Here is an 11,515-nt window from a genome sequence, read left to right as displayed (position 1 = left end):
ACTTCCGCTTCGGGAATGCGCACCTATACGCGCTCACTCTTCTTTGTGCTCTACAAAGCAGTAGTGGAACTCTACCCCGAAGCCCGCCTGCGCGTCAGCACCCCTGTCAGCAATGGCTACTACTGCCGTTTAGACGGCATCAGCTCTGGAGTGACGGACGAGGTGGTGGACGCGCTACGCAGTAAGATGCAGGAGATCATCGCTGCCGACCTGCCGTACCACCGCATCACCTGCCCCACGGAGGACGCCGTACGACTCTTCCGCGAAAACGGACAAGAAAGTAAAGCTGAACTCTTGGAAGGCTACGGCTCGCTCTATACCAATTATTACACGCTGGGAGAAACGCCCGACTATTTCTATGGCTCGCTGCTGATACGTACAGGACAAATCACGCTTTTCGACGTGATACCCTACTACGACGGTATTCTGCTGCGCCTCCCCGACTCCGAACATCCGCAGCAACTAAAGCCGATGGTCGACCAGCACAAGATGTTCTCCGTTTTCCAAGAACAACACAACTGGCAGCATATCTTAGGCGTCTCCACCATTGGCGAACTCAACAAAGCCAATGAGGAAGGTCGCACCAACGAACTGGTGAACGTGAGCGAAGCCCTGCAAGAGAAGAAAATCTCCCGCATGGCGGATCGCATCGCTGAGAACCCCAACATCAGAGTAATCCTCATTGCCGGCCCTTCAAGTTCGGGAAAGACTACCTTCTCCAAACGCCTTGCCGTGCAGCTCATAGCGAGTGGCAAGAAGCCCGTCGCCATCAGTTTGGACGACTATTTCGTGAATCGCCATGACACGCCGCGCACGCCGGAGGGCGAACTGGACTACGAGAGTGTCAACGCGCTCAACATTCCCTTACTCAACAGTCAGATCCAGGCACTCATTGCAGGAGAGGAAGTGGAACTGCCGCGCTACAACTTCCAAACTGGACTGAGCGAGAAGAGCGGGAAACGCCTAAAGCTAAGTCCAGAAACGCTCATCATCTTTGAAGGCATCCACGCCCTTAATCCCATGCTCACTTCCGACATTCCCGCGGAGAGCAAATTTAAGATCTACGCCTCGGCGCTTACGACAATCTTGCTCGACGACCACAACTACATCCCCACAACCGACAACCGCTTGCTCCGCCGCATTGTGCGCGATTATAAGTACCGCGGATATTCGGCCGAAGACACTATCAAGCGTTGGCCGATGGTGCGCGAGGGTGAGAGCAAATGGATTTTCCCGTATCAAGAAGAGGCCGATGAGATGATGAATACAGCGCTGCTGTTCGAATTCTCCGCACTTCATCAGCAAGCGCTCCCACTGCTCGAGCAAGTGCCCGAAAGTGCGCCCGAATACTCCGAAGCCTACCGCCTGCGCAAGTTCTTGAGCTATCTGAAGCCCATATCCACCAAGGGACTACCTCCCACATCGCTCCTCCGCGAATTCTTGGGCGGCAGCACATTCAAGTACTAACAGCCCACAGATTTATTCTGCTCTCCCATGCACAGGCTTTGTCCGCTCGATTTCATAGAAAAACGGCCGACTGCTCCCGCTGCGCAGAGCTTCTCCCAAAGCGAGAGGCGAACACAATACTTGTTCCTCTCGCTTCTTTTCTCTAACTTCGCTCGAAAATGAAGGAAGATGGATTTCAAACAGACTTTCGATTATTTCGCAGGAAAGAAAATCCTGTATGTTCACGGTTTCGGCTCGAGCGGTGCTACACATACTGCCGCACTGCTGCAGCAGAAACTGCCAGACGCTAAAGTGCTCCACCCCGACATCCCGTTAGTGCCCGCCGAGCAACTGCCTTTTCTCAAGGCCCTTTGTGAGGCGGAACAGCCCGATTTGATTATCGGCACATCCATGGGCGGAATGCTCGTGGAGAAGCTGCGTGGCTTCGACCGCATCTGTGTTAATCCGGCAATGCACATGGGACAAACGATGGGGACAAGCATAAAATTCGGAGAATACCCCATTGCTACGCCCCGCGAAGATGGAGTGACGAAAATAAACGTTACGAAAGCCCTCGCAAAGGAGTTTGATGAGGTTTGCGCTCTCAATTTTGAGGGACTGGACAGCGAAGATGCCGCCCGCGTGGTGGGACTCTTCGGTACGCGCGACCCCTTTGTGAATTGCTTCGACGAATTTAGTGAACACTATCCCTCTTCGGCCTATTTCGAGGGGGAACACCGCCTCACGGACGAGGTTCTGCTCCATTCCGTCATGCCGATTGTTCGCCGCTTCTGGGAACATCAGGCCGCATTGGACTCTCCCGCCGTATTCATTGATTATGCCACCCTCCGCGACGACTATGGGAAGCAACGCTCCTCGGCACGCCTGGCCTTCGAGACCTTGAGTCAGCGATACAATGTTTATTGTGTGGCACCGCAGGATGCACAGCCCCAGCAGTGGTTGCAGGAGAATATCGGCGTTCCGGCGTGGAATCACCTCTTTCTTACCAACCACCGCGAACGCCTTTATGGCGATTATCTCATCACCTTGGACGCGCGCGATGAGGATACTTTCCTCGGCACAACGCTCCTCTTCGGCAGTCCGCAGTTTAAGACTTGGGACGCTCTTCTCGAATATTTTGACCAAATGGGAGGACAATAGCTCAAATCTCTCCTTTCTGTTGCCAGTCAGTCCCGTCTGCCTGGTCAGCCCGAACCTCTCACCCCAAAACAAATGCGCAATATAGCAATCATCTTAGCCGGCGGCAGCGGAAAACGCTTCGGCGCCGATATGCCAAAGCAGTTCTTGCTGATGGCGGGAAAAAGAATCATCGAACATTCCATTGAGGCTTTCGAACGCAATGCCCACATCGATGAAATTTGCGTGGTGTCGAATCCCGATTTTCTGGAAGAAACCCAGAAGATAGTGGCTCAGGCCCACTACCAGAAGGTGCGCCATGTGATTGCGGGTGGGCAAGAACGCTCCGATTCCACTGTCAACGCCCTTCGTCTCTATAAGGCCGAAACGGCCAACCTCATCTTCCACGATGCTGTGCGCCCACTCGTCAGTCAGCGCATCATCGACGATGTTTGCCGTGCGCTGAAAACGCAGCGCGCCGTCAATGTCACCATTCCGTCGGCCGATACGCTCATCGTGCGACAAGGCGACTATGTCAAGCAAGTGCCCGACCGCCGATGGATCGAACGCGTGCAAACACCGCAGGGATTCCATGTAGGCACGATTGTGAAGGCCTACGCTGAGGCTCTCAAAGATCCCGCCTTCAAGGCAACCGATGATTGCGGCGTCGTGACGAAGTACCTGCCCGATGTGCCCGTATTCCTTGTGGCGGGAGAAGAACAAAATCAGAAACTCACCTATCGGGAGGATTTGCCAGTGCTGGAGAATTTATACAACCGCAGTCTCTGCCAATCGGCCGAAACCGCACCCTCTTCCGCCGCTCCTTCCACCGCCTCCGCGCCCGATTCCTATCTCCGTGAATACCGCCAGCGCGAATTGCGCCCATTGCAACTGAAGATGCTGGAGATGCTCACCACCATCACCGACATTCTCGAACGCAACAACATCCCTTATTGGCTCGAGGGCGGAACCCTACTGGGAGCCATGCGCCATGGAGGCTTCATTCCCTGGGATGATGATGTCGACATCGACATTCTGGCAGCTGACACGGAGCGCATGAAGGAAGCGTTGCGCCGCGAGTTGCCCCCAACGATGATCTTACCTGACCCACCGGCAAAGACTCCTATCTATAAGGTGCGCGACTTGAACAGTTTCTTTGTTGAGTTTGCGGACGATTTCCGACAGGACTACGCCAAGGGCGTTTATGTAGACATTTTCCCGAAGGTGGAATGTCCCTCTTTTCCGCGCGGTTTCACCAAACGCATCGCTAAGGGCTATTGTCGTTCCAATTCGATTCTCCACAAGCAGCACTACTACAGTTGGCGTTCCGTTGCAGAACTGTTCTATTTCGGCACAAAGCGCGCGCTCTGTGGGGCTATTTGGCACACGGCTTCCCTCTTCTTCCCGAAAGGCAAGTATGTTTCGATGATGCTGAAAAATAATGGTTGCGGTCTGATGCACCGCAAGGACAAACTCTTCCCCCTGAAAAAGGTGAGATTTGAAGACCGCGAATTTTTCGCCCCTGCCGACCCCGATTTCTTCCTCCGAGAATGCTTCGGAAACTGGCGGGAACTGCCGCCCGAAAACCAGCGACAAGTGCATTCTATCTACTACGATGTGGAGCTGCTCTAAAGGCTGTCCGTCCACGCCCTTATGGTGTTTGAGAATAGAATAAACTTCTCCATTCATACCCTTATTCTGTCCGCCCACGCCCTTATTGTGTCTGGGAATGTAATAAGCCTCTTCGCTCACGCGCTTATTGCGCCTGAGAATTCCATAAGGATATGCGCCCACGCCCTTATTGCATCCATTCTCCCCAGCGACATAGCGTACTCATCCACTGTCCCCGGCGGGGACACACCATGCTTAACCGCGGGTGATGCCAGAAGGGCGAACCCGTGGGAAAGTAATACACTCCCCTCCGACACCAACAGCGTCGCACAGCAGCCCACAGCATCTCCTCCTTGTCTTTATTTTCTGTTGTTACATCATCACGTCGTCACTCCTCGAGTATAGCCACTTGAAAACGTATACCTTACGTGCGTGACGACAACGTGACAATAAAAAAACGAGTTTTTTCTGGATAAGGAGGAGAGTACTCGCATCTACTCATTCCTAATGAAGATGCACTATGATAACTATGTGGGAGGTCTGAGTAAGGCAATAGCACTCTCGTGTTAGAGTTGCTTTGGTTTATAAATCTTGTATAATATAGAAATAATAGATTTTATTAGAATTTTTTTGTATTTCTCATTTTTTTATTTTACACTTGCAAGTGAAGCTCTTGTCCTTACTTCCTATCTTGCAAAGTATGTTGGATATTATTTGGCAAGTGTAGAGAATCTGTATTATCCTCTAAATACTAATATATAATGTCAGTGAAGAATGTATTATTTGCAGTTATAACTTGTAGCATTTTATGGCTGCTTCCGATGTCACTTACAGCAACAGATCCTTATAAGTTGCCTTCAGTAAGGAATTTGAAGTTGAATGGTCTGATGACCTATGATAACCATAAGGATGGAAATATCTTTGGTTTGTATTCGTATAGTGTAAACAATCCAAGTGAGCGAAAGCTACTTACTCTGATGCCTTTTGTTGCTCCAAATGGTGGCGCCGTGTATCGTAATGGCAAATTCTATATGTTTCAATCAAATGTTGAGTATGGATATGTGATGACTGCCTCTTATTCTATTTATGATGCTACGACAGGTTCTTTATTGAAAACAAAGAATATGTCGAAAGAGGATGCTCATACTGTTTATATGAATACAGCAACAACAGCGGCTGTTAATCCTACAACTGGTGATGTCTACGCTTGCTCTTATTCATATCATGCAGCCACAAAAAGTTTAAGCTATGTACTATCCAAATGGGATCTTGAGGGTATGTCGAAAGATAGTATCGCTTCCCTTGAACGTGGAATGCGAGTGATGGCTGTTGCTCCAGATGGTACTCTTTATGGAATAACCATGAGAGTGAAAAATGGAGAAGAAAAGGGTGGGATGCTTGTGAAAATAAACACTCAAACAGGGGAGTTGACTTCTGTGGGTAAGACAGGGGTGGATTTGGACTATTTTCAAAGCGCAGTGATTGATAAAAATACAGGTGTTTTCTACTGGTTTGGAGTTGACACTAAACAGCAAACGAAACTTTATACTGTAGATTTAACAACAGGTAAGGCTACTTCTATCGGTGAGTTGCCTGGAGCTGATCAAGTGTTGGCAGCTTATGTTCCTGCCCCTGCTGCTGTTGATGGAGCACCGTCTTCAGCAAGCAATTTAATGGCTAAATTTACAGATGGCAGTTTGGAAGGAGTTGTTTCTTTTGACACTCCTTCTGAGACCTATGACGGAAAAGAGTTAATAGGCGATCTTTCTTATGAAATTGTTGCAAACGGCACAATTGTCGCTTCTGGTACTGCGCAAGCCAATACTCATGTTGAGACGCCCATTGTAGTTACTGCCTCTGGCAATTATTTATTACAGGTTATATTGAAAAACACAATCGGTGAAAGTCCGAAAATAGATACAAATCTATATATCGGGCAAGACACACCTAAAGCTGTTTTGAATCTTAAGGCTTCTCGAGAAGGAAACACAAATACTGTGAGTTGGGCTGTACCTACGGAGACTGTAAATGGAGGGTATATGAATCCTGAAAATGTGACTTATCGTATTGAACGCACTCCTGGAGACACTGTTTTAGAGACAGCATTCTTAGGAACTAAATATACGGAAGATTTGACCGCAGAATATATTACTGCATATAAATATATTGTTACTCCTTGTAATGGGGAGATGAGAGGAACTTCTACAACTTCCAATGCAGTGAAAGTGGGCGAAAGTCTGAAATTACCTTTTATTGAAGATTTTTCGGATAAAAACAGCTTTGACTTCTTCGATGTTATCAATGCCAATCATGATGCCAATAAGTGGGACTATCATGATGGAACGGCTCGTTATCGTGGTAGTTTTACTAAGGTTGCAGATGATTGGTTGGTATTATCACCTATAAAAATGAAGAAGGGATATAGCTATGATTTGTCTTATGATGTGGCAGGTTCGAGTAATCGATACACACAAAAGCTAACATTGATGATGGGGAATCAGCCTACGCCGGAAGCCATGACTACTATCGTCAGAAACTTGACAGAATATAAGACGCGTTCTTTCCAAACTGAAAAAGTGTGTATAAAACCTGAAGCAGATGGCGTTTATTATATCGGCTTCCATGTGACAAGTGAAAGCAGTCAAGGCAATCTTCTTATTGATAATATAAAAGTATCAACCGGGAAGTCGACAGCTGTACCTGGAAGTGTTCAGAACTTAAAAGTCACAGCAGCTCCTTTGGGCGAATTGAAAGCTTCGTTGATATTTACTTCGCCTACGCTGACTGCCGAAAAAGAACCTTTAGAAGATCTAACAAAGTTTGTGATTTTACGCAATGGTGAAAAAGTAGGCGAAATTCAAGCAATGGGATTAGCAGAACAAAAGTATAACTATACTGATGAATCAGTTCCAAATGGAAAGAATATATATACTGTTTTTGCCTGCAATTCGGCTGGTGTGGGTGCAGGTGTGAATGATACCGTTTATGTTGGTCTTGATGTGCCCAAAGCTCCTACTCGCCTTGTCTTTAAAGATAATAATGATGCCACTGGTCATCTGACATGGGCTGCAGCAGAAGAGAAAGGAGAGAATAACGGGTATGTAAATCCTTCAGAAGTAACCTATATTATTACTAATGGAGAAGGGGTTCTTATTGCGCAAGATGTGAAAGGGACGGAGTATAGTTTAACAGGTTTATATCATGAAACTCCTCAAAAAACTGCTAAATTTATGGTTCAAGCAAAAAATGCTATAGGAGTTTCTGCTGTGACAACTATCAATGACTTCTTGTTAGGGCTTCCCTTTGTTGCTCCTTACAAAGAGGGCTTTGATAATGCGAAATATCAGAATGGGCCATGGATAAGCAATACTATAGTAGGGAAAAGTTACAATGGGCGTTGGACACCGCGTCCAGACCAGGATCACGATGGCAATGGAGGCAGTGCGGATTTTCAAGGATATGAAAAAGGAGCAACTGCACGTTTGTCAAGTCCCAAAATAGATATATCACAGATGGAAAACCCTCAACTGAGTTTGTGGTACTTGTTTAAGAATGACCTTTGTACTTCATTGAAACTTCAAGTTTCAATAGACGGTGGTGAATGGCAAGATGTGGCCGATTTGACACCGCAACAAAATTCAAATATTGTAGCATCAGGTAATGTTAGTTCTTTAGAATCTACTGAACCATGGTGTGAAGCTTTATATTCTTTGGCATCATATAAGTCCAAAAATGTGCGTATAGGATTGTTGGCTCAATGTATGAAACCTTTCAATTTTGCTTATGTTGACCAAGTCTCTGTGTACGATGCTAGTACAACATCTATTGCTCAATCATCGATAGAGTTAGACGAGAGTCGCGGTATCATAGTTGCATTAAATGGGAAGATCGTGAAGTCAGGAAATATCAATCAATTAGAAATAAGAAACCTTCCTGCCGGTATTTATCTTATCAAAACTGCATCAGGGATTAGAAAGATTGTAGTACCATGAATATAGATAATTATAACTAAAAGCTTTTCATAAAGTCGTTCCTTAGAAATACTCTCTTCTATGGAACGACTTGTGCTATATGACTTTCTATCTCTTTTTCAGATAAGCAAAAGGGAAAGTCTCTTTATTTTTATCGTTCAAATTCTGGATAAACAAAGTTTTTAGGAAATTCCTAAAATATTGTGTAAATCATTGACTTTATCCTTATCTTTGTCCAATAGGGCTTTATCTGCCTCTTAATCAGCCGAAATACTCATATCTAAAATATCTATTATGAAAAAGTCTTTACTTTCTGTCTTTTTTCTATTGCTGTCCACAATCGTGTCGGCACAGAACATTACGCTTAAGAGTTCTATGCCTAAGGATGAAGCACTACGCCTTTCGATAGCTGCTCGCGGAGGTAGCGTGAAGATTGGAACAGGTGACGGCACAACGAGTGTCTATTCGGTTTCGGAGAATCTCGAAACGCCTACATTCCTGCCGCTGAAAGCTACAGCCAACAAACCTACCATTACGATTGAAGGCGATGTTTTAGGGCTTGAATGCTCCTCGCTTAAACTCTCTTCTATCGACTGTTCTCAAGCGGCATCGCTGACAGTGCTAAAATGTGATATCAACGAACTTTCTTCGCTTGATGTATCGAAGAACACAAAGTTGAAGCGCCTCTATTGTAACGACAACGAGCTCACGGCACTCAACTACGGTGGGGGAGCTGAACTCCTCCTGCTCTATTGCCAGGAGAATCAGTTGTCTTCGCTTGATCTTTCGCAGGCAACTCATCTCACAGAACTGGCCTGCTATCGCAATCAATTGAAGAGCATAGATGTCTCCCATTGTCCTAATTTGAAAGTACTGAATTGCAGTCGCAACAAGATTACAAAGCTCGATGTGAGCAAACTGTCGCAGCTCAAGATGCTCTATTGCGAACAGTGCAAACTGGACGAACTTGACGTGACAAACAATCCGCTTCTTACTCATCTATATTGTGGTGATAACAAGCTTAAAGTGCTTGATGTGAGTAAACAGACGGCACTGGAGGAACTCAACTGCAAGCTCAATGAGCTCAGCACGCTCGACCTCTCTCAAAATACGGCACTCGAGGAGCTTTACTGCTTCAGCAATCAGCTCAAGGAGCTGAGTGTAGCCCATTTGGAAAACCTCATGACGCTGAGCTGTGGCGACAATCAGTTGCAGACACTCGACCTCTCTCATAACGCTGCACTCGAAGAAGCAAGTTTGAGTTATAACAAACTTACAGCCTTGACCATCGCCGGTAATGCCTCCCTTCACTCATTAGCCTGCGATCACAATCAAATCAGCGAACTCTCAGCAACGGGTTGCAGTGGATTGCGTGCGCTCCTCATGGACCACAACAACCTTAGCGGAGATGCCTCGCTGCGTCTGATCCAGAGTTTGCCAGAAGTGGACGAGGGCTATTTGATGCTGTTCAATCATGCAGAAGATCCTACCCCCGATATGAACTGTATAACAGATGAGGGGCTTCGGCAAGCTACGGCGAAGAAGTGGTACGTTTTGAACGGTGAGGAGCTTGTTAAGACGGGTATAAGCAATATTCAATTCTCTAAAGAAACGAATCGGCCTGTTATTGCTTCCGATGGTCGTTCCGTGAGCTTTACGGGAGGGAATACCAGCTGGAGGCTCTATGCTACCAATGGTATGTTGTTGCAAGAGGGCTTCGGCACAAACGTACGTTTCCCCTCTCTCCCCAAAGGCGTATATATATTGAGCTACGGCCAGTTCTCCAAGAAATTCATAATGAAATAGGAGAGAAGAGATACACAGCAAGATGCTTGGTGCAGCTTGCAAGTTGTGTAGGTCTATTCCTTATAAATTTAGAGTCTTCCCTAACAGGCACCCGAGAAGGTACTGTTAGGGTTTTTCGTTGTCTTGGGTGGAACTGTGCAATCAAGTGGCTCAGAAAAAAGTAGTATCTTTGCAGCCATGAAACATTTATATATAGAAACTTACGGCTGCCAAATGAATGTGGCCGACTCTGAGGTGGTGGCTTCCGTCATGAAGATGGCGGGGTACGAACCCACTGAAAATATAGATGAGGCCGACGCAGTCTTCCTCAACACTTGCTCAGTGCGCGACAAAGCTGAGCAACGCATCATTCATCGCCTCGACGAACTCAACGGCTTGCGGAAACATGGGCGCCAGCTTATTATCGGTGTGCTGGGATGTATGGCAGAGCGCGTGAAGGAGGGACTTCTCAATGAGCATCATGCAGACCTCGTGGCGGGACCTGATGCCTATCTGACGCTGCCCGACTTGGTGGCGCAGGCGGAAACGGGACATAAGGCGATGAATACGGAACTCTCGCTGACGGAGACTTACCGCGATATCGTTCCCGAGCGCGTTTGCGGCAGTCAGTTGAGTGGTTTTGTGAGTATCACCCGCGGATGTAACAATTTCTGCCACTATTGCATCGTGCCCTATACTCGTGGGCGTGAACGTAGCAGGGATTTGGAGAGTATTCTCCAAGAAGTGAACGACCTCCATGCTCGAGGTTTCAAAGAGGTTACGCTGCTCGGTCAGAATGTCAATAGCTATAAATGGGTGAGTGAGGATGGAGAGCGAACGCTCGGTTTCCCCGAATTGCTCCGTGCCGTAGCGCGCGCCGTCCCCAGTATGCGTGTGCGGTTCACAACTTCTCATCCGAAGGATATGAGCGACGACACGCTCCGCGTCATAGCAGAAGAACCCAACGTGTGCCGCCACATCCACCTTCCCGTGCAGAGCGGGTCGGACGTGATACTGAAGCGTATGAATCGCAAATACACCCGCGAATGGTATTTAGATCGCGTAGCTGCCATTCGCCGCATCGTTCCCAACTGCGGTTTGAGCACCGATATCTTTGCGGGTTATTGTGGAGAGACGGAGGAGGATCACCAACAGAGCCTTTCGCTGATGCGCGAGTGCGGTTATGACAGTGCATTCATGTTCAAATACAGCGAGCGACCTGGTACTTACGCCTCTAAGCACTTGCCCGACGATATTCCAGAAGAAACTAAAATCCGCCGCCTTAACGAACTCATCGCGCTTCAGAACGAACTGAGTGCCGAGAGCAATAAGCGCGACGAAGGAAAAGAATTTGAAATCCTGGTGGAGGGTGTGAGCAAGCGCAGCCGCGACCAACTCTTCGGGCGAACGGAGCAAAACAAAGTGGTCATCATCGACCGCGGAACGCACCACATTGGCGACTTCGTACGCGTTCGCATAACGGAAAGTAGCAGTGCCACGCTGAAGGGTGTGGCGATATAAGAAGTCATTTCGACCCAATCATTATTACAATCACAGATAATAAT

The 11,515-nt window shown here is 47.4% G+C and carries 6 protein-coding genes; all 6 read left to right on the top strand.

All coding sequences use genetic code 11. The features are described from left to right. Positions 1-1,467, top strand: a 1,467-nt coding sequence (locus ABLA33_RS07150) for a nucleoside kinase (protein WP_347719775.1), incomplete at its 5' end; no start/stop codon positions are given. Between the two features lie 168 nt (positions 1,468-1,635). Then, complete coding sequence (locus ABLA33_RS07145) at positions 1,636-2,607, top strand: YqiA/YcfP family alpha/beta fold hydrolase (protein ID WP_347719774.1); 972 nt, start codon at positions 1,636-1,638, stop codon at positions 2,605-2,607. 72 nt (positions 2,608-2,679) lie between these two features. Next, positions 2,680-4,215 (top strand): 2-C-methyl-D-erythritol 4-phosphate cytidylyltransferase, encoded by a 1,536-nt coding sequence (gene ispD / locus ABLA33_RS07140; RefSeq protein WP_347719773.1) that lies wholly within the window; start codon positions 2,680-2,682, stop codon positions 4,213-4,215. 800 nt (positions 4,216-5,015) lie between these two features. Beyond that, complete coding sequence (locus ABLA33_RS07135; protein WP_347719772.1) at positions 5,016-8,186, top strand: choice-of-anchor J domain-containing protein; 3,171 nt, start codon at positions 5,016-5,018, stop codon at positions 8,184-8,186. Positions 8,187-8,459: 273 nt separating this feature from the next. Next, positions 8,460-9,971: a hypothetical protein gene (locus tag ABLA33_RS07130; protein WP_347719771.1), complete on the top strand. Its 1,512-nt coding sequence runs from the start codon at positions 8,460-8,462 to the stop codon at positions 9,969-9,971. Positions 9,972-10,148: 177 nt separating this feature from the next. Then, on the top strand, positions 10,149-11,471 hold the full coding sequence (gene miaB, locus ABLA33_RS07125; RefSeq protein ID WP_347719770.1) for a tRNA (N6-isopentenyl adenosine(37)-C2)-methylthiotransferase MiaB: 1,323 nt from the start codon (positions 10,149-10,151) through the stop codon (positions 11,469-11,471). The last annotated feature ends 44 nt before the right edge of the window (positions 11,472-11,515 follow it).

The sequence above is a fragment of the uncultured Alloprevotella sp. genome (genome assembly GCF_963536905.1).
In the GTDB taxonomy this organism is placed as follows: domain Bacteria; phylum Bacteroidota; class Bacteroidia; order Bacteroidales; family Bacteroidaceae; genus Alloprevotella.
The sequence above is the reverse complement of the archived record's forward strand: the minus strand, read 5'-3'. Positions and strand labels throughout refer to the sequence as shown.